This is a genomic window from Marinobacter sp. NFXS9 (assembly GCF_040148665.1).
Taxonomy (GTDB): Bacteria; Pseudomonadota; Gammaproteobacteria; order Pseudomonadales; family Oleiphilaceae; genus Marinobacter_A; species Marinobacter_A mangrovi.
This window is the reverse complement of record NZ_JAGDDW010000003.1, coordinates 64,667-83,513: the sequence shown is the minus strand read 5'-3', so window position 1 is coordinate 83,513 and position 18,847 is coordinate 64,667. Positions and strand designations below refer to the sequence as shown.

The 18,847-nt window shown below is 62.0% G+C and carries 20 protein-coding genes; 13 read left to right on the top strand and 7 right to left on the bottom strand.

Translation table 11 applies throughout. The features are described 5' to 3' along the window. Positions 1–6: 6 nt before the first annotated feature. From hflX to J3364_RS06270, 5 genes are all read left to right on the top strand, one after another. Positions 7–1,341, top strand: coding sequence for a ribosome rescue GTPase HflX (gene hflX / locus J3364_RS06290; protein ID WP_502882482.1), 1,335 nt, complete (start codon positions 7–9; stop codon positions 1,339–1,341). A 175-nt stretch (positions 1,342–1,516) separates the two neighbouring features. Then, positions 1,517–2,707, top strand: a complete 1,191-nt coding sequence (gene hflK, locus J3364_RS06285) for an FtsH protease activity modulator HflK (RefSeq protein WP_349557525.1) — start codon at positions 1,517–1,519, stop codon at positions 2,705–2,707. Positions 2,708–2,709: 2 nt separating this feature from the next. Beyond that, positions 2,710–3,594 carry a protease modulator HflC gene (gene hflC, locus J3364_RS06280; protein WP_349557524.1) on the top strand — a complete coding sequence of 295 codons (885 nt, stop codon included), beginning with the start codon at positions 2,710–2,712 and terminating at the stop codon, positions 3,592–3,594. A gap of 239 nt (positions 3,595–3,833) precedes the next feature. Next, positions 3,834–5,021 carry an ATP phosphoribosyltransferase regulatory subunit gene (locus J3364_RS06275; protein ID WP_349557523.1) on the top strand — a complete coding sequence of 396 codons (1,188 nt, stop codon included), beginning with the start codon at positions 3,834–3,836 and terminating at the stop codon, positions 5,019–5,021. Positions 5,022–5,059: 38 nt separating this feature from the next. Continuing rightward, the gene (locus J3364_RS06270) at positions 5,060–6,358 is read left to right on the top strand and encodes an adenylosuccinate synthase (protein WP_349557522.1); all 1,299 of its coding nucleotides are present in this window, start codon (positions 5,060–5,062) and stop codon (positions 6,356–6,358) included. 81 nt (positions 6,359–6,439) lie between these two features. Here the strand turns inward: J3364_RS06270 and cmoB are convergent, their stop codons facing one another. The 6 genes from cmoB to J3364_RS06240 all read right to left on the bottom strand — a co-directional run bounded on the left by cmoB (position 6,440) and on the right by J3364_RS06240 (position 11,163). Further along, positions 6,440–7,426: a tRNA 5-methoxyuridine(34)/uridine 5-oxyacetic acid(34) synthase CmoB gene (gene cmoB / locus J3364_RS06265; RefSeq protein WP_349557521.1), complete on the bottom strand. Its 987-nt coding sequence runs from the start codon at positions 7,424–7,426 to the stop codon at positions 6,440–6,442. 21 nt (positions 7,427–7,447) lie between these two features. Further along, positions 7,448–8,218: a carboxy-S-adenosyl-L-methionine synthase CmoA gene (gene cmoA / locus J3364_RS06260; RefSeq protein WP_349557520.1), complete on the bottom strand. Its 771-nt coding sequence runs from the start codon at positions 8,216–8,218 to the stop codon at positions 7,448–7,450. Further along, the gene (locus J3364_RS06255) at positions 8,202–8,597 is read right to left on the bottom strand and encodes a PA3694 family proteiin (RefSeq protein WP_349557519.1); all 396 of its coding nucleotides are present in this window, start codon (positions 8,595–8,597) and stop codon (positions 8,202–8,204) included. Before J3364_RS06255 ends, cmoA begins: the two co-directional genes overlap by 17 nt. Before the next feature lies 1 nt (position 8,598). Further along, the gene (locus J3364_RS06250; protein ID WP_349557518.1) at positions 8,599–9,612 is read right to left on the bottom strand and encodes a serine/threonine protein kinase; all 1,014 of its coding nucleotides are present in this window, start codon (positions 9,610–9,612) and stop codon (positions 8,599–8,601) included. An 83-nt stretch (positions 9,613–9,695) separates the two neighbouring features. Then, positions 9,696–10,118 carry a hypothetical protein gene (locus J3364_RS06245; protein WP_123632599.1) on the bottom strand — a complete coding sequence of 141 codons (423 nt, stop codon included), beginning with the start codon at positions 10,116–10,118 and terminating at the stop codon, positions 9,696–9,698. 103 nt (positions 10,119–10,221) lie between these two features. Further along, positions 10,222–11,163 (bottom strand): DMT family transporter, encoded by a 942-nt coding sequence (locus J3364_RS06240; protein ID WP_349557517.1) that lies wholly within the window; start codon positions 11,161–11,163, stop codon positions 10,222–10,224. A 117-nt stretch (positions 11,164–11,280) separates the two neighbouring features. On the opposite strand from J3364_RS06240, the gene J3364_RS06235 reads away from it, so the two are divergent. Beyond that, positions 11,281–12,387 carry an NAD(P)/FAD-dependent oxidoreductase gene (locus tag J3364_RS06235; protein ID WP_349557516.1) on the top strand — a complete coding sequence of 369 codons (1,107 nt, stop codon included), beginning with the start codon at positions 11,281–11,283 and terminating at the stop codon, positions 12,385–12,387. Here the strand turns inward: J3364_RS06235 and J3364_RS06230 are convergent. Beyond that, a complete protein-coding gene (locus J3364_RS06230; RefSeq protein WP_349557515.1) occupies positions 12,380–12,940 on the bottom strand; it encodes a ComF family protein in 561 nt (186 codons plus the stop codon). The two genes, J3364_RS06235 and J3364_RS06230, sit on opposite strands and share 8 nt — an antisense overlap. A gap of 261 nt (positions 12,941–13,201) precedes the next feature. On the opposite strand from J3364_RS06230, the gene bioB reads away from it, so the two are divergent. The 7 genes from bioB to J3364_RS06195 are packed head-to-tail and all read left to right on the top strand — an operon-like array spanning position 13,202 to position 18,679. Beyond that, entirely contained in the window at positions 13,202–14,269 is a 1,068-nt protein-coding gene (gene bioB / locus J3364_RS06225; RefSeq protein WP_407944052.1) for a biotin synthase BioB, read from the top strand. 8 nt (positions 14,270–14,277) lie between these two features. Next, positions 14,278–15,447, top strand: a complete 1,170-nt coding sequence (gene bioF / locus J3364_RS06220) for an 8-amino-7-oxononanoate synthase (RefSeq protein WP_349557514.1) — start codon at positions 14,278–14,280, stop codon at positions 15,445–15,447. Further along, positions 15,444–16,181, top strand: a complete 738-nt coding sequence (locus J3364_RS06215; protein ID WP_349557513.1) for an alpha/beta fold hydrolase — start codon at positions 15,444–15,446, stop codon at positions 16,179–16,181. Before bioF ends, J3364_RS06215 begins: the two co-directional genes overlap by 4 nt. Further along, the gene (bioC, locus tag J3364_RS06210; RefSeq protein ID WP_349557512.1) at positions 16,153–16,992 is read left to right on the top strand and encodes a malonyl-ACP O-methyltransferase BioC; all 840 of its coding nucleotides are present in this window, start codon (positions 16,153–16,155) and stop codon (positions 16,990–16,992) included. Before J3364_RS06215 ends, bioC begins: the two co-directional genes overlap by 29 nt. Positions 16,993–17,007: 15 nt before the next feature. Then, on the top strand, positions 17,008–17,700 hold the full coding sequence (gene bioD, locus J3364_RS06205; protein ID WP_349557511.1) for a dethiobiotin synthase: 693 nt from the start codon (positions 17,008–17,010) through the stop codon (positions 17,698–17,700). A 48-nt stretch (positions 17,701–17,748) separates the two neighbouring features. Next, a complete protein-coding gene (locus tag J3364_RS06200; protein ID WP_123633017.1) occupies positions 17,749–17,997 on the top strand; it encodes a flagellar basal body rod C-terminal domain-containing protein in 249 nt (82 codons plus the stop codon). A 25-nt stretch (positions 17,998–18,022) separates the two neighbouring features. Further along, the gene (locus J3364_RS06195; RefSeq protein WP_502882481.1) at positions 18,023–18,679 is read left to right on the top strand and encodes a putative metalloprotease CJM1_0395 family protein; all 657 of its coding nucleotides are present in this window, start codon (positions 18,023–18,025) and stop codon (positions 18,677–18,679) included. Positions 18,680–18,847 lie beyond the last annotated feature (168 nt).

Sequence of the window (18,847 nt, the reverse complement as noted above, 5' to 3'; positions counted from 1 at the left end):
GTTCCGATGGGTGGATCCCATTGTTATATCCGGAGTTTTCTCCCTTTGTTTGAGCGCCCTGATGTCGGTGAGCGCGCTGTCGTCGTTCACCTTGAGTTTTCGTCCCATAACGAATCCGAAGACCTCGGCGAATTTATCGAGCTGGTTCGCTCGGCCGACGTGGATGCCGTCGAGACGGTGACCGGCAGCCGGAATCAGCCCAGTCCGAGACTGTTCGTTGGCGAGGGCAAGCTGGATGAGATCCGCTCGGCGATCCAGGCCAGCGAGGCCGATGTGGTCCTGTTCAACCACGCCCTCAGCCCCAGCCAGGAGCGAAACCTGGAGCGGGAGCTGAAATGCCGAGTGCTGGATCGCACCGGTGTGATTCTCGATATCTTCGCTCAGCGCGCCCGGACCCACGAAGGTAAGCTACAGGTGGAGCTGGCGCAGCTGGATCATATGGCCACCCGACTGGTCCGGGGCTGGACGCACCTGGAGCGCCAGAAGGGCGGTATCGGCCTGCGGGGTCCGGGTGAAACCCAGTTGGAGACGGACCGCCGGCTCCTCCGTGCCCGCATCAAGGCCATCCACAAGCGCCTCGACAAGGTGCGTCGACAGCGGGAACAGGGGCGTCGTGCCCGCAAGCGGGTGGACATCCCGACTGTGTCCCTGGTCGGTTACACCAACGCGGGCAAATCCACGTTGTTCAACCGCATTACCACCGCACACGTCTATGCCGCGGATCAGCTGTTCGCGACTCTCGATCCGACGTTGCGCCGCCTGGAGTTGCCGGACGTGGGTCCGGTGGTGCTGGCCGATACCGTTGGTTTCATCCGGCACCTGCCGCACAAACTCGTGGAAGCGTTCCGCGCCACCCTGGAAGAGACCACGGAGGCGTCGCTGCTGCTGCACATCATTGACTGCGCCGACGAGCGTCGGGACGAGAACATCGAGCAGGTCGAGGATGTGCTGCTGGAAATCGGTGCCGACGAGGTGCCGGTGTTGCAGGTCTATAACAAGATCGACCTGCTCGACGACTTCCGGCCGCGGGTCGATCGGAATGAAGATGGTGTGCCTGTGCGCGTGTGGGTGTCGGCCGTCACCGGTGAAGGCATCGATACGCTGTTTGACGCCGTGGTCGAGCGCCTGGCCGAGGATGTATTGAGCCTGTCGCTGCTGCTTGGTCCGCACGACGGTAAATTGCGGGCCCTGTTGCACGAAGCCGGCGGCGTGGTCAGCGAGGAATACCTGGACAACGGCGACGCCCAGGTTGAGGCTCGTCTCCAGTCCCGTGACTGGCATCAGCTGCTGAGTCGGGCCGGTGTCCGGCCGGAGCAGGTGCGTTATGCATCCGCGGAATAATCCCGTCGTATAACAGAGAGTCACGGGCTTAAGCCTGATACAGTACATCATGTCTGCCTGACCACGTCTGCAAATGGTTGGTTCCCGGAGCTTTCGGGCCGGGTTGGTATTGCCCGGGGACGCATTAATCCCTAGTATTTGCAGCCATTCGATGAGTTTGCGAACGGAGAAAACTATGGCCTGGAATGAACCGGGTGGTAACCGGAACGACAACGATCCCTGGGGCAGTGGGGGGCGTCGTGGCAATGATCAGGGGCCGCCCGACCTGGATGAGGCGCTGCGCAAGGGTCTCGACAAGCTGAACAAGCTGCTCGGCGGCAAGAAAGGTGGCAGCAACGGAGGCAGTTCCGGCGGCGACGGCAGCAGCAGTGGCTTCGGTGCCGTCCTGGCCATCCTGGGTATCCTGATTGTCGGCTATGTCATTTACCAGTCGTTTTACACGGTGGACGAACAGGAGCGTGCCGTCGTGCTGCGCTTTGGTAAATACCACACCACCGAAAATCCGGGTCTGCGCTTCAAGGTGCCCATCATTGACGACGTCACCAAGGTTCGCGTGACCAACGTCCGGACAGCCGAGTCCGAAGGTCAGATGCTGACCCAGGATGAAAACCTGGTGTCCGTCGATCTCCAGGTCCAGTACCGGGTCGACAATGCCCGTGATTACGTGCTGAACGTGCGCGATTCCAATCAGGCCCTGGCGTTCGCCACCGACAGCGCCCTGCGCCACGAGGTGGGCAGCGCCGGCCTGGACGAAGTGCTGACTGAAGGCCGTGCCGCGCTGGCGATCAACGTCGAACAGCGCCTGCAGAGCTTCCTCGTGAAGTACGGTACCGGTTTGCAGATCGTGAAAGTGAACGTGGAGAGTACCCAGCCGCCTTCCGAGGTCCAGGAAGCGTTCCGCGAAGTGCAGCGTGCCAAGGAAGACGAGCAGCGTCTGGTGGAAGAGGCGGAAACCTACCGCAACAAGGTGGTGCCGGAAGCCCGCGGTCGCGCCCAGCGCCTGATCGAAGAGGCGAATGCCTACAAGCAGGAAGTGACCGAACGCGCCAAGGGTGAAACCGCCCGCTTTGTTCAACTGCTGAACGTATACAAGGATGCACCGGTGGTCACCCGCGACCGGATGTATCTGGATACCATGCAGAAAGTGTTCTCAAGCACCAGCAAGGTCCTGGTCGACACCGAAAGCAGCAACAACATGATGTACCTGCCGCTTGATCGTCTGGTAGGGAACAGCAAGGGCAGTTCCAGTGACAGTTCCACGTCGGACTATTCCGGATCAAACACCGACATCCAGAAACTGACGGACCAGGTGCTCGACGAGATCCGTCAGCGTAACAACAGCTCAAGTGTGCGGAGGGGGCGTTAATCATGAGTCCTAAAGCTGTTCTCGGACTGGCCGGCGCACTCATCGTTGTGCTGTTGGTGACGTCCAGCGTGTTCATCATCCCGGAAACCCATCGTGGCGTTCTGTTGCGCTTCGGTGAACTGGTTGAGACAGATATCCCGGCGGGCATTCACTTCAAGGTGCCGGTCATCGACAAGGTGCGTCAGTTCGACGTACGGGTCATGACCAACGACCTGCCGACCCGCCAGTACCTGACCATTGAAAAGAAACCGCTCGACGTGGATTCCTACATCGCCTGGCGCATCCAGGATGTGGATGAGTTCTACCGGGCGACCGGCGGCGATGAGCTGCGCGCCATCTCGCTGGTGTCCTCGCGGGTCGACAACGGCCTTCGGGACGAGTTCGGTATCCGCACCATGCACGAAGTGGTATCCGGTCAGCGTGATGAGCTGATGGAAAAACTGGTCGATCGCATCGATGACACCCTCATCGATGAGCTGGGCGTCAAGGTGATGGACATTCGGGTCAAGGCGATTGAACTGCCGCAATCGGTCAGTGACAACGTCTATCGCCGGATGCGCACCGAGCGTGAGAAGCTGGCCCAGGAATTCCGTTCCCGCGGTAAAGAGCTGGCCGAAGGCATCCGCGCCGATGCCGACCGTCAGCGCACGGTGGTACTGGCGGAAGCCTACGCCAAGGCGGAAACCACCCGCGGTGAAGGTGACGGCGAAGCGGCCAAGATCTATGCGAAAGCCTATCAGGGTGACGAGGAGTTCTACCGTTTCTATCGCAGCCTGACCGCGTACGAGAAGTCATTCGCTGACAAGAGCGACATGATGGTGATCGATTCCAAGAGCGATTTCATGCGCTACATGGAAAACCTGAGTGGCGCCAAGGCGAGCCAGTAACGGCACGATTGGGATCAGCCCGCACGGCGGGTAAAATAAACCGGAGCATGGAGCCATGCTCCGGTTTTTTTGTGCCCTTCAAATGTGTAGAATTGCCGGGTTTTGTGGTTCCTTTTCGTTTGCCCGATGAGGGCCTCCGGAAATCCCGATGCCCTGGCCGTTGGGCGCGGCATACCGGGACCTTCTAAATTCTGAAGTCTGCCTCAGGGCAGGCGCCAAGAACGGATTTTTAGCGACTCATGACTGCTTCCGACCGCTGGTTACTGCCTGATGGTGTGGAGGATATCCTGCCGCCCCTGGCCGGCAGAATCGAATCCCTGCGCCGCGATATCATGGACACTTACCAGCGCTGGGGTTACCAGTTGGTGATCCCGCCCCTGATCGAATACCTCGAGTCCCTGCTCACCGGCACCGGTAATGATCTGGCCCTGCAAACGTTCAAGCTGACCGATCAGCTGACTGGGCGGATGATGGGGGTGCGCGCCGATATGACGCCGCAAGCGGCACGTATTGATGCTCATACCCTTCGTCAGGATAGCGTGACACGCTTGTGCTACGCCGGGCATGTCCTGCATACCCGGCCCCAGCATATGCTGACGGGCCGTACACCGATCCAGGCGGGTTGTGAGCTGTTCGGCAGCGCCTCTGAGGTGGCCGACCAGGAAGTGATCCGACTGATGCTGGAAACCCTGCGCATCGCCGGGATTCCCCGTGTTCACCTGGACCTGGCCCATGTGGCCATCTACCAGTCGCTGATGTCGGAAGCGGATTTTGACGCACAGACCGAACAGGCGATTTTCGACGCCATGCGCCGCAAGTCCATCCCCGAGCTTGATGAGCTGTTGGGCGACAGTGCCGCCGCGACGCCGGCTGGCCGCTTGCGCAACCTGGCGCGCCTGAGTGGCGGCATTGAGGTGCTGGATGAGGCGCGTGACGTGCTGCAGGGCGCCTCCAGCCAGGCCTTGAAGGCGCTTGATGAGCTTTCCCGGGTGGCCGGCAGCATATCGAAGAGCTTTCCGGATGTGGATCTGGGCTTCGATTTCTGCGAGCTGCGCGGTTACAACTACCATACGGGGCTTGTGTTTGCGGCCTACGCGCCGGGCCACGGCCAGGCCGTGGCTCAGGGCGGGCGCTATGACGCCATCGGCCGTGATTTTGGCCGGCCGCGGCCGGCAACCGGCTTCAGCGCCGATGTCCGGGCCCTGGTGGCGCTGGGTGAGCGCGCCGGTGTGCCGGGACGCAGCATGATCTGGGCGCCGGTCAGCGATGATCCGGCCCTGGCAGACGCCATTGCGGCGCTGCGTCAAACCGAGACGGTACTGCAGGCCCTGCCGGATGATTCCGGCGCGACGCCAGAGGCGCGGGGCTGTACTCGGCAACTGATTCAACGGGACGGCCAGTGGGTCGTCGAGTCACTTAACGGATAGGGGCGGCCGCCCCGAAACGGGCGTACTGAGAGAACATCATGGGTAAGAACGTCGTTGTACTCGGCACCCAATGGGGTGATGAAGGCAAGGGTAAGATTGTGGATCTGCTGACGGATCAGGCGGCTGCGGTTGCCCGTTTCCAGGGCGGTCACAATGCGGGCCACACGCTGGTGATTGAGGGCAAGAAGACGGCCCTGCATCTGATTCCCTCCGGCATCCTGCGGGAACACGTAACCTGCCTGATCGGCAACGGCGTGGTGCTTTCCATGGAAGCGCTGCTCAAGGAAATGCGCGAGCTGGAAGAGAGCGGCGTCGCAGTACGCGATCGCCTGCGCGTCAGCCTGGCCTGTCCACTGATCCTGCCGACCCACATCCGCATTGACCTGGCCCGGGAAAAGGCCCGCGGTAACGACAAAATCGGTACCACCGGACGCGGTATCGGTCCGGCCTACGAGGACAAGGTCTCCCGTCGTGGCCTGCGTGTCGGCGATCTGTGCGATCCTGCCAGCTTCGAAACCAAACTGCGCGAGATCATGAAGTTCCATAACTTCGTGCTGACCGAGTACTACGGTGAGGAAGCGGTGGACGTCGACCAGGCGCTGGCCGATCTGCTGGGCCTGGCGAAGGAAATCCTGCCGATGGCGGCGGATGTCACCGATATCCTCCATGACCTGCGCAAGAAGGGCGAGCATATCCTGTTCGAGGGCGCCCAGGGTTCTCTGCTGGATATCGATCTCGGCACCTACCCGTACGTGACATCGTCCAACACCACAGCCGGCGGTACCGCCACCGGCAGCGGCTTTGGCCCGTTGTTCCTGGACTACGTGCTGGGCATTACCAAGGCCTATACCACCCGTGTCGGCTCCGGCCCGTTCCCGACCGAACTGTTCGACGATTTTGGCCAGCATCTGGCTGAGAAAGGCCGCGAATTCGGCACGACCACCGGTCGTGCCCGCCGTTGTGGCTGGTTCGATGCGGTTGCCCTGCGTCACGCCATCCAGATCAACAGTGTATCCGGTATCTGCCTGACCAAGCTGGACGTGCTGGACGGCCTGGACACAGTCAAGGTCTGCATCGGCTACAAGACGCCTAACGGTGAGATCCAGCGTCCGCCGATCGGTTGCGACAACTACACCGACATCGAGCCGGTTTACGAAGAGCTGCCGGGCTGGAAAGAGAGCACGGTAGGGCTGACCAGCCTCGATCAGCTGCCGGACAACGCCAAGGCGTATATCCGCTTCCTCGAGCAGCAGATCGAAGCCCCGATCGATATCATTTCCACCGGTCCGGACCGTGTGGAAACCATCGTCATGCGGCATCCGTTCGGCGAGAACTGAGAGTCGCCCGCCATCGGGTCATCGAAATGAAAAAAGGCGAAGCGTCTGGCGCTTCGCCTTTTTTTGTGCGCGATACCGGGGTCAGCCCTTGGTGGCCACCAGGGTCGCCCGCTTGGGGCCGGGATAGCCTTCGATCGTCCGGGTCGGGTCGTCCGGATCCAGGAAGTCCTTCAGGGACTGGAATCGCATCCAGTCGGTGGATCGCTGTTCCTCGGTGGTGGTCACGGAGACATCGACGACCCGGGCGTCTTTGAAGCCGGTGCGATCGAGCCAGCGCAACAGCGTATCGCAGCTGGGCAGGAACCAGACGTTGCGCATCATGCCGTAGCGGTCCTCGGGCATCAGGCTGTAGCCTTCAGGCCCATCAACCACCAGCGTCTCCAGAACCACTTCTCCACCGTCACGCAGGGTATCCCGCAGCTCCAGCAGGTGATCCAGCGGGGAGCGCCGGTGGTAGAGCACGCCCATGGAAAAGGTGGTGTCAAAGCAAGCCAGCTTGGGGGGGAGGTCTTCCAGGCGCGCCGGCAGCATGTGAACCCGGGGTTCACTGATGTAATCCTTGACGCTGAAGAACTGCATCAGGAACAGCAGGCCCGGATCAACGCCAATCACTTCCTCGGCGCCGGCGCCTGCCATGCGCCACATGTGGTAGCCCGAGCCACAGCCCACATCCAGTACGCGCCGGCCGTCCAGATCACTGATATACGGCGCGACGCGGTCCCATTTCCAGTCGGAGTGCCATTCAGTATCGATGTGGGTACCGAAAAAATCGAACGGGCCTTTGCGCCAGGGCATCAGGCCCCGCAGTCCCGTTTCCAGATCTTTTTGCTGGGTCGGGTTTAGTGGCGTCTGCGTGCGCAGGGTCACGGCGGGGGCGTTGAGGTCTGCTTCCACCTCGTGCAGTACGGGTAGCTCGGACAGCGCGGCGTTCCAGCGCTGCATGTCGCCATGGGGATTGGATTCGAAACGCCGGTAAAGCTGGTCGGCAATCTGGGCGGCCCAGTCCTCCAGACCGTTGGATTCCAGGTCGCTGAGCAGGGGCTGGTAACGGTGTTTCCAATCGAACACGAGGTACGGTCTCCGGCAGGTTCAGGGCTGTTTCAGGGCCAGCAGGGATACGAAGTTGAAGTTCTGGTACCACAGGGTGACGCGGTCAAAGCCGGCGTCCAGCAGGCGTTCACGGTGGGTGGTGATGGTCTCCGGGATCAGGACCTGCTCGATGGCCGAGCGCTTGCGGCTGATCTCCAGGTCGGAATAGCCATTGGCCCGCTTGAAATCGTGGTGGAGATCGGTCTGCAGGGTCTGCTCCCAATCCATCTCAAAGCGGATCTTTTCCGACAGGATCAGGGCACCACCCGGCTGCGTCGCCCGGGCGACCCGGCCCAACAGCTCCGGACGCTGATCCGGTTCGATGAACTGCAGCGTGAAGTTCAGGGTCGTCACCGACGCGTTCTCGAGCTGGCTGTCGAGGATGTCCTCGCAACGCAGCTCCACCGGTGCGGGGTGGTCGTCCAGCGCAATGAAATGACGGCCGCGTTCGATCATATCCGGTGAGTTGTCGATGCCGATCACCTTGCAGTTGCGGTCGCCGACACCATGGCGCATGGCCAGTGTCGACGCGCCCAGGGAGCACCCCAGGTCGTAGCAGAAGGTGCCGTCCTGGGCAAAACGCTCGGTGATGATGCCGATCATGGGAATCAGGGTGGTATAACCGGGCACGGAGCGTCGAATCATGTCGGGGAAAACCCGGGCCACGGCCGCATCAAAGCGGAAATCGCCACCCTGCGATGCCGTGTCGGTGTAGATGCGGTCCGCCTCGAACAGGGGCTCACTGGATTTCGGATCACTGGGTTTGCCCATCGTCGCCTCCTGTGTGGTTAGATGCTTCCGGAGCGGGTGCTTCAGGGGCAACCTGGGGTGGTCGGGGCGCCACCGTGCAGCGGATGCCACGGTTCTTGTAATCCACCAGCACGCCCTTGAGGGTGATGTCGGTGTCAGAGCCCACGGCCAGGTAGCCGTCGTAGCACTCGGCATGGAGTTCAGAGGGTTTGGGCGACATTCGATAGTCTTCGCGGGGGCCGACATAGACCGCCCTGAATTCACCGACCTGCACCTTGTTCTTGTCGCGGGTGTGGCTGATCAATCCGGCGGTCTCCAGTGTCAGCACCGTACCGAGGATGGCCACAAAGGTGACGATGATCAGGGCCCGGACGCTGTAGCGGCGTTCGTCTTGTGCCATATCAGAAGGGCCCACCCGGATTGATCGGCGGCGCCTGCAGCGCAGCAAGCTGTTCTCTCAAGGCCAGCACCTGGTCGGACCAGAACCGGGGTTGGGCGAACCAGGGAAAGAATTTGGGGAAGGCCGGGTCATTCCAGCGGCGCGCCAGCCAGGCGGCGTGGCTGATCTGGCGGTAACAGCGCAGCGGCTCGATCAGGTAGCGCTCGCGGCGATTGAAATCGCGGAAGGTTTCGTAGCCTTCCATGAGCTCACTGAACTGCAGGGAACGCTCGGTCTCGTCGCCGTTAAGCAGCAACCAGAGATCCTGGATGGCGGGACCCTGGCGGCAGTCGTCCAGATCCACAAACAGCATCTGCTCATCACGCACCAGAATGTTACCGGCATGACAGTCGCCGTGCAGGCGCACGGTATCGACGGGGCCGGCCTCTTCCACCCGCTGCTCGGCGTGGGTCAGCAGATCCGGAATCAGTGAGTCCCAGGCCGGTCGCAGGTCGGTGGGGATCAGGCCGCTGTCCGTCAGGTAACGGGCTTCCTTCTCCAGGCCCGTTATCAGGTCCAGCGTTGGACGGTGCTGGAACGGCGTCCGCGCGCCCACGTTGTGCAATTGGCCCAACCATTGCCCCAGACGCCAGAGCATGTCCGGTTCGCTGGTGTCCGGCGCCTGGCCGCCGCGCTGCGGGAAGACCGCAAACCAGAAGCCGTTGTGTTCGCCGATGGTATCGCCGTTTGCGAGTTTCACAGGTGCGACGATAGGCACTTCTGCATCAACCAGCTCGAGTGAAAAGGCGTGTTCCTCGGCAATCTGTTCCCGATTCCAGCGGCCCGGGCGGTAGAACTTGGCGATGACAGACGGGCTGTCTTCGATGCCGACCTGGTAGACCCGGTTCTCGTAGGAGTTCAGGGGAAAAATGCGGCCGTTGATGTGAAAGCCGGCCTCTTCCATGGCGTCCAGCAGGACGTCGGGCGTCAGGTGATCGTAGGGATGTCCAGTGGTGTCGAGTCCGGTGTCAGACATAGTTCAGGCGGATCGTGAAGTATGGCGTCGCAATATACCACAGGCCGGGTCGTCACACAGGTCTTCGAGCCTGTGCGGATCGTTCAGTAGGCCAGCTTGCCGCGGGGATCCATTCGCTTCAGGTGATACCAGTTTTCATCCAGTTCCCAGCGGATCTTGTCGATACGGTCGTCGGCAAGGACCAGATTGCCGGCATGGGCCTGGAGGTGGGCAAATTCGCGTTCGGCCCGCTGCCAGTCACGGTGGTCGTCACTGAGTGAACGCATGCTGGGAAACAGGGTTCGCAGCGCATCCTGGGTGCTGACTTCGTAAGACCGGGGCGACGACATGATGGCCGTATCGCCTTCAACCCGGAGCACCCGGAACTGGTACGGATAGCTGCTCAGTTTCGGGTCATCCTGCAAATGGTTATTCAATGAGATCACTTCGATACCGCGCCAACTCAGCCATCCGATAAAGACGGCCGCGACCAGCATCACGATCAGGAACTGCTTACGATCCGACATCTGTACTGCACTCCTTGCCTGCACATCCATTGGCGTCGCCACGTCCGCCGGATGGATTCATCCCAGAGTATACCGGCTTGGCCGCCTGTTGTGTGTGATTATCCTACCTATCGCCTTCCTGCGATCGGGTCAGTCGATCCGCGACGATTTCCGACTTGGGTCGACGGGATGCTGCCAATAGTCCCGCCAAAACCAACAGGCCGCCGACAGCATGATAGCCCTCGATCGACTCGCCCAGCACGGGCACGGCGATCAGCGCCGCAAAAACCGGGATCAGATAGGCGAACAGCCCGGCCATGCCCGGGCCCAGGGTGCGCACGCCGTTGTTCCACAGGAAATACGCGGCGACGCTGGGCAAGGTACCCACGTAGAGCAGGGCGGACAGGTTGCCCACGTTGAGGACAAACCCGCCTTCGTTGTGCAGTTCCCACAGGTAGAACGGCAGGATCATCGGCGTCCCCAGCGTGATCAGAATGCAGAGCAGCGGGAACAGCGGGATATCCAGTGGCCAACGCTTAAGCAGCACCGAATACAGCGCCCAGCTGCTGATGGACAGGATCATCAGCAGGTCGCCGGGATTGAAGTTCACTTTTAAAAGAGTATCCAGGTTGGCACGGGTCAGGATCGTCAGTACGCCACAGAACGCGAGAATCAGCCCTGCCAGTTGGCGATGTTGGGGAAGCGTTCGCAGGATGATGGCGGAAAAGAGCACGATCATCAGTGGCATGGTGGAGCTGACCAGGGCGATGTTAATCGCGCCGGTACTCTGGGCTGCCAGGTAGAGAATGGTGTTATAGGCGCCGACACTGAAAAAGGCGAGGGCAATGACCTGTTTCCAGTGCGCCCGAAGGATATGGCGATAACGCCGCACGGCCTGGAAGGTGAACGGTGCAAGGTAGATTGTCGGGATCAGCCAGCGCCAGAACGACAACGCGAACGGAGGGATCGACTCCGACGTACCGCGGGCAACCAGCGCGTTACCGGCCCAGAACAGCGTCGTCAATACCAGGCCCGCCATGGCCCATTGCCGTCCAGAGTTGCTCACATTCCCCCCTATCCCTCATCCGATGAAAGGTAACGGGGCATAGTAGCATTGTCAGGGGGGCGCGCCGATGCTTGTATGGACGCCACGTAAACAGACTTTAGAGGATCGGCCGATTCGATGAGCGTAGAACAGTTTTCCGTGGATGCGGTCGTCATTGGCGCGGGTGTGGTCGGCCTGGCTGTTGCCCGTGAACTGGCGTTGGCCGGCCAGAGCGTCGTGGTGCTGGAGGCGGGCGATCACTGGGGCGAGGGGACATCATCGCGCAACAGTGAGGTGATTCACGCCGGTCTCTACTATCCACCGAATTCCCTGAAGGCCCGGCTGTGCATCGACGGCAAACAGGCTCTGTACCGCTATTGCGAGGAGCGCCGGGTCCCCTTTCGTCGCACGGGGAAGTGGATTATTGCCACCGATCCGCAGCAGGCCGACGTGCTGGTGGACATCGAAATGCGAGCCAGCGCCTGTGGTGTGCCGTTGCAGCGGGGAACGGGCGAGAGGCTCAGGCAGGCGTTGCCGGACGTGTCCGCGGCCGATGGCCTGTTTTCCCCGACCACGGGGATCGTCGATAGCCACGCGCTGATGCTGTCCCTGCTGGGCGACCTGGAGGCCGCGGGCGGGTATGTCATCTGCCGGGCGCCGGCGGTTTCGGTCATCAGTGACGGTATGCATCGGGTGCGGGTTGGCGGTGATTCGCCTTGCGAGTTGGTGGCCCCCAGGGTGGTGAATGCTGCAGGCCTGGACGCCATTGCGCTGTTGGAGCGTTGGGAGGGGTACCCGGCGTCGATTCGACCGCAGGCCTGGTTTGCCCGCGGTTGCTATTTCAGTTACTCGGGGCGCCATCCATTCGACACGCTGATTTATCCGGTCCCCGAGCCCGGCGGGCTGGGCATTCACCTGACGCTGGATCTGGCAGGACAGGCGCGCTTCGGGCCGGATGTGGAGTGGATCGATCGTCTCGATTACCAGGTTGATCCGGCCCGCCGTGATCACTTCGCTGAATCCATCCGCCGTTGGTGGCCGGCGCTGGATCTGGCGCGGCTGCAGCCGGCCTATGCCGGTATCCGGCCCAAACTGGCCGGTCCGGGAACGGGCTTTCAGGACTTTCGGGTCCAGGATGAACGGGAGCACGGTTTGGCGGGCGTGGTGCAGCTCCTCGGTATCGAATCCCCGGGTCTGACCGCCTGCCTGGCTCTGGCCCGAGAGGTTGCGGGCCGTCTCAGATAGCACGCTCCGGAATTTGAGGCGTTCGGGCCAGTGCCCAGACCTGCACGCGGTTGACTCCGGCCCGCTGCAGGGCGCTGGCCATCTGTTGCACGGTCGCACCGGTCGTCATGACATCGTCGACAATGGCGATATGATCCGGGAGGTCGGTGCCGACCTCGAAGGCGCCACGCAGATTCTGTAACCGCTGGCGCCGGTTCAGGCCGGACTGGGCGCTGGTCTCCCGCCGGCGTCGGACCAGTTCCGCGCGCACCGGAATCTTCAGGCGGTCCGACAGCCACAATGCGATTTCCTCAGCCTGATTGAAGCCCCGCTCTCGCAACCGCTGTTGATGCATGGGAACCGGGACCAGGCAGGACGGGCGATCGACCTGTGCCTGCTCCAACTCCGTCGCCAGCATCTCGGCCAGTGGCCGTCCGAAGGTACGATGCCCACCAAACTTGAATCCGCTGATCAACTGGTTGACGGGGAAACCATAGAGCCAGGGGGCCACGGTGGCTTCAAAGGCCGGCGGTCTGGTCAGGCAGGGGCCGCACAGCTCGTTACCGACCAGCACACCGGGGTTAACCAACGGAAGCGCGCAGCGTCGGCAGGCCAATGAATTGCGGGGCAGGTCGGCGGCGCAGTCCTTGCAAAGGCCCGGCTCGCGGGTGGTTGCAAGGCATGTGATGCAGGGATGTCCGGGACGCGGCCAGTTGTTAACCTTTCGTTGTATGAAGGTTGACAGCGTGGTCAGGCAATTTATCATGCGTTCAATCCTTGAACAGAAAATAAAGGGCGGGCCCAGCCTGGCCCTGATGAGAACCATACAGGACCGATTCCCATGACAGCATCACCGATCCGCCACGACTGGACATTGGACGAGATCCGCGCGCTTTTCGACCTGCCGTTCAACGACCTCGTCTTCAAAGCGCAAAGCGTACACCGCGAGCACTTCGATCCCAACGAGGTGCAGGTCAGCACGCTGCTCTCCATCAAGACCGGTGCCTGTCCCGAGGACTGCAAATACTGCCCGCAGAGCGGTCATTACAACACCGGGCTGGAAAAGGAAAAGCTGCTGGAAATCGAAAAAGTGGTGGCCGAGGCCCGTGCCGCAAAAGACAAGGGCGCGTCCCGGTTCTGCATGGGTGCGGCCTGGCGCAGTCCGTCCAAGAAGGACATGCCCTACGTCCTGGACATGGTGCGGCAGGTGAAATCCCTGGGTCTGGAAACCTGTATGACCCTGGGCATGCTCCAGCAGAGCGAGGCCGACCAACTGGCCGAAGCGGGGCTGGACTATTACAACCACAACCTCGATACCTCCGAGAAATACTACAACCACATCATCACCACGCGGACCTACCAGGACCGTCTGGATACGCTGGACAATGTGCGTAAGGCCGGAATGAAGGTCTGCTGTGGCGGCATCATGGGCATGGGGGAGGATGAAGACGACCGGGCCGGGCTGATCATGCAGCTGGCCAACCTGCCGCACCATCCGGAAAGTGTCCCCATCAACATGCTGGTCAAGGTGGCCGGCACACCGCTGGAAGACGTCGACGACCTGGATCCGTTCGAATTCGTGCGCACCATCGCGGTGGCCCGGATCGTCATGCCGGAATCCCACGTACGCCTGTCGGCTGGTCGCGAGAACATGAACGATCAGATGCAGGCGCTGTGCTTCCTGGCCGGTGCCAACTCCATCTTCTACGGTGAGAAGCTGCTCACCACCACCAACCCGGAAGCGGATCACGATCGGCAGCTGTTCAAGCGTCTGGGTATTCGTCCCGAGCAGCGCGGCGAAGCCCACACTGACGAAGAGCGCGAAGCCGGCCTGGTGGATGCGATGGAGAAAGAACGCAACCGCCACCTGTTCTACGACGCCACCGATCGTCAGACCGCTTGAGGTGACCCGTGCGTGATTTTCGGGCCGAACTGGAACGGCGCCAGGCCGATGGCCTCTATCGCTGGCGCCGTGAGGTACAGACGCCGCAGCAACCGGAAATGGTGGTTGACGGGCGGTCCGTATTGTCGTTCTGCAGCAATGACTATCTGGGGCTGGCGAACCATCCCGACAGCGTCTCGGCGGCCCGTGAGGCGCTGCTGGATACCGGGCTGGGCGGCGGCGCCTCCCACCTGATCTGCGGTCATCACAGCGCGCATCATGAACTGGAAGAGACGCTGGCCCGTTTCACCGGTCGCGAGGCGGCACTGTTCTTCTCTACCGGTTACATGGCGAATATGGGCGTCATCAGTGCCCTGGCCGGGCGTGGTGACACCATCTTTTCAGATCGATTGAACCACGCCTCGCTGATTGACGGCTGCATTCTCAGTCGTGCCCGGGTCCGTCGTTATCCCCACGCTGACGTTGAGTCACTGGAGGCGATGCTGGCGGAAACCGACGGCCACAAGCTGGTGGTGACCGATGGTGTCTTCAGTATGGATGGCGATGTCGCGCCGCTGCCGGAGATCGCTGCGGCTTGTCGGCATCACGATGCGCTGCTGGTGGTGGATGATGCCCATGGCTTCGGTTGTATCGGAACCGGGGGGCGAGGCAGCGTCGATCATTTCGGATTGAGTGCGGAGGACGTACCCATCGTCATTGGCACGCTGGGCAAGGCGTTTGGAACCAGCGGCGCCTTCGTCGCCGGGTCGCAGCTGATGATGGACTACCTGGTCCAGAAGGCCCGTACCTACATCTACACGACCGCCATGCCGCCGGCCATAGCAAGGGCTACCTGCACCAGCGTCAAGCTGTTGGAGCAGGGCGATGATCGCCGCGACCACCTGGCGCGACTGATCGCCCGGTTTCGTCGGCAAGCGAGCGCCATGGGGTATACGTTGATGCCTTCGGATACCCCGATCCAGCCCATACTGCTGGGCGACGCGTGGTCGGCGCTGGCCCTGAGCCAGGCGCTGGAAACCCGGGGCATCTGGGTCACCGCCATACGCCCACCGACGGTGCCCGAAGGCGAGGCCCGGCTGCGGGTGACCTTCAGCGCGGCGCATACGGAAGCGCACCTCGACCGGCTGTTGCAGGCGCTGACCGAATGTCGGGAAACGCTCTCCGGCACGGCCGCATGAGGGCGCCCGTCGACCGGCTGACACTGATCAGCGGCTGGGGCGCGCCGGTCGATATGATTCGGCCGCTTGTTGATGGTTTGGCGACCGAGGTGACGGCGTTTTCTCTTGATGACTCGCTCCTTGCCGGCATTCCTTCGTTCGATGCCGCCGCCGATGCCCTTCTCGACCGCCTCGGTGATCGCGAATGGCTGGTGGGCTGGTCGCTGGGCGGTCTGTTGGCTATGGCGATCGCCCGTCGCGCGCCAGAGCGGATCGCCGGCGTGATCACCCTGTGCACCCATCCCTGTTTTGTGGCCCGCGAGGCGGGCGCTACCGGCATGGCGCCAGACACCTTCGCCGGATTTCGGCAGGGGCTTGAACGTCAGGCTGCCCGCCAATGGCAGCGATTCATGTTGTTGCAGGTTCACGGGGCGCCGGCAGGTCGGCAGGCGCTGGACTCCTGGTTGACGTCAGGGCCACCAGCCAGCAGCACCGTGTTGATCCACAGTCTGGCGTGGCTGGCCGAAGTGGACCAGCGTCAGGAATGGGCCGAATTAACCGTGCCGACGTTGCACCTGTTTGGTCGTCGTGACCCGCTGGTCGATCCGGCCTGCGCCGCCCTGTTGCAGTCGCAGGGGCGACCTGTCCGGCTGCTGGAGAATCTCTATCACTGGCCCTTCGGCGACGCGGCAACGCAAGTCCGTCGGGCAATCGAGGACTGTCTGAATGAATACCGCGCTGGTCAGGCGGCCTGATCTCGACGCGTCCATGGCTTCACGTCGTGGCACCCGAGCGAGCATTGCCCGGGATTTTGGCGCGGCCGCGGCCAGTTATGACCGGGCGGCCCGCCTGCAACGCCACATGGGGCAACGCCTGCTGGGGTTGTTGCCGGGTGATCGGGCCGACAAGGTGACAGACCTGGGCTGCGGCACCGGGCTCTTTCTGGAACCGTTGCAACGAAAGCTGCAACCGGAGTGGCTGAACGCCATCGACCTGTCTCCGGATATGCTGGATTATGCCCGCGCCCACCGGGCGGTGTCGGCACGCTGGGTGGCGGCGGATGCCGAAGCCATTCCGCTGGCGGATGCGAGTCAGGATGTGGTGTTTTCCAACCTGATGATCCAGTGGTGTGACGATCCGGAGCCGGTGCTCAGAGAGGCGTTCCGAATCCTGCGTCCCGGGGGCTGGCTGGTGTGTTCCACGCTGCTGGACGGCACCCTGTGTGAACTGGACCAGGCCTGGCAGGCGGCAGACCCCGGACAATCCCACATTAATGAATTTGAAGCACCTGCAATGATTTACGATGCGCTGGCGCGCGTCTTCGGCGGTGGTGAAGTCCGGCAGGAGCGCATTGTTCTGGACTATTCTCACCCGGCTGTCTTGTTGCGGGAACTCAAGGACCTCGGTGCCCATCACAAGGCGCCAGACCGACGGCGCTCCCTGACCGGCGCGCGTCGTCTCAAACAACTCTACCACTGTTATCCGCGCCAGGACGGCGGGAGTGTGGTCGCCAGCTATGAAGCCGGTTACCTGATTGCCCGTCGACCGTCAGGCGCTGCTGTATAGGATTCTGACCAGACCATGGCCAAACGTACTTTTTTTGTGACCGGCACCGACACCGGTGTGGGAAAAACACTGGTATCCGCCGTTCTGTTGCGCGCTGCAGCAAAAGCCGGGCTGCGCACGGTGGCGATCAAACCCGTGGCGTCCGGCTGCGAGGTGACGCCCGAGGGATTGCGTAACGAAGACGCCCTGGCGCTTCAGGCGGCCATGACGGAGGCGCTGTCCTACGACCAGGTTAACCCGGTGGCGCTGGAGCCGGCCATCGCGCCCCATATCGCGGCGGTGCAGGCGGGACGTCAGGTTACCGCACAGCGTCTCGTTGGCCTCTGTCGCGGCATGCAGATGCGGCCGGCGGATGTCATGCTGGTGGAAGGTGCCGGAGGCTGGCGAGTGCCGTTGAACGATCGGGAAACCTATTCCCGGGTGGCCCAGGAGCTGAACACGCCGGTGATCATGGTCGTGCCACTGCAACTGGGCTGCATTAACCATGCACTGCTCACGGCCGAAGCGATTCGTGCTGACGGTCTGCCCGTGGCGGGTTGGGTCGCCAACCGCCTGGCGCCTGAACCGATGCCGGTTGAGGCTGAGAATCTGGCCTATCTGCGCCAGCATCTGCCTGCGCCCATGCTGGGTGAGCTGCCGTGGCAGGAAACGCTTGATATAGAGGCGCTGACAAATTGTATCGATTTGAAACCGTTGATTGATAATTGAACAGCGCTCTGCTTCAATGCAGTCATGGTTCAATAGGTGGTCACCATGATGATCAGTAACAACAGTTTCGCGATCGGTGTTCAGGGCGTCCAGGACGGGATGGCGGGGATGGAAGCATCCGCCCGCAAAATCGCGCGTGCCGGTACGGATGGCCCCCAGGGCAGCGCCGAGAGCAGTAACGATCTGATTGAACCCATCGTCGATATGAAGCTGTATGCACGCAACGTCGAGGCCTCTGCGCAGGTGGTGAAAACCGCCGACGAGACGCTTGGATCGTTGCTCGACGTCATGGCCTGATCCGCATAGCTGATGGAGCCCTGCGGTGACCGTTTCTCTCGGGTCTATTGGAACATCGCTTCCTTACGCTAGATCGTCGGCGTCCGGACAACGCTCCGGCGCGCCGTCGAATACGGCGGATGCCAGTCCCGCCAAGGCGGATTCTCCCACCGAAGCCATTAAAGCCCGCGCCCAGGGCGCAGAATCGGATGCATCGCTTGATGATTCGGATCTGGCTGAACTGCGTGACCTGAAGTCGCGCGACAGGGAAGTGCGGGCTCACGAGTCGGCGCACCAGTCCGCCGGGGGCCAACATGCCGGCGCCGCCAGTTTTACCTACACCCGTGGTCCCGATGGCGCCCAGTACGCGACCGAGGGTGAAGTCCCGATCGATATCTCACCGGTATCAGGTAACCCCCAGGCAACGATCGACAAGATGCGCACCGTCCGAGCGGCGGCTTTGGCGCCGGCACAGCCGTCGTCCCAGGATCGGCAGGTGGCAGCGCAGGCCATGCAGATCCTGCTGCAGGCCCAGGTCGAAAGGGCGGAAGAGAGCGGTCGCGCAACGTCTTCAGCGGGCGCTGAGGGCAGTGATTCTCCGGTGTCCGCCAGTCGTGCCGCAGGGGCCACCTATCGCCGTGTCGAAGGGCTGACCGGCCTTGAATCGGACGAGCCAGCTACGGCATTCCAGGCGACCGCCTGATCCCTCCCTGTAAGGCCTGCCACCCCGGCAGAGGCACTCTCCAAGGCATGATACGGATCGCATAAATTGCTCATCGGACTCTTGACATGCGCCCACTTACAAACGTATGTTTCAAACAACCGTTTAATTAACGGGTAGAGCGCCTGCGCCTGCCCATGTGCCAAACCA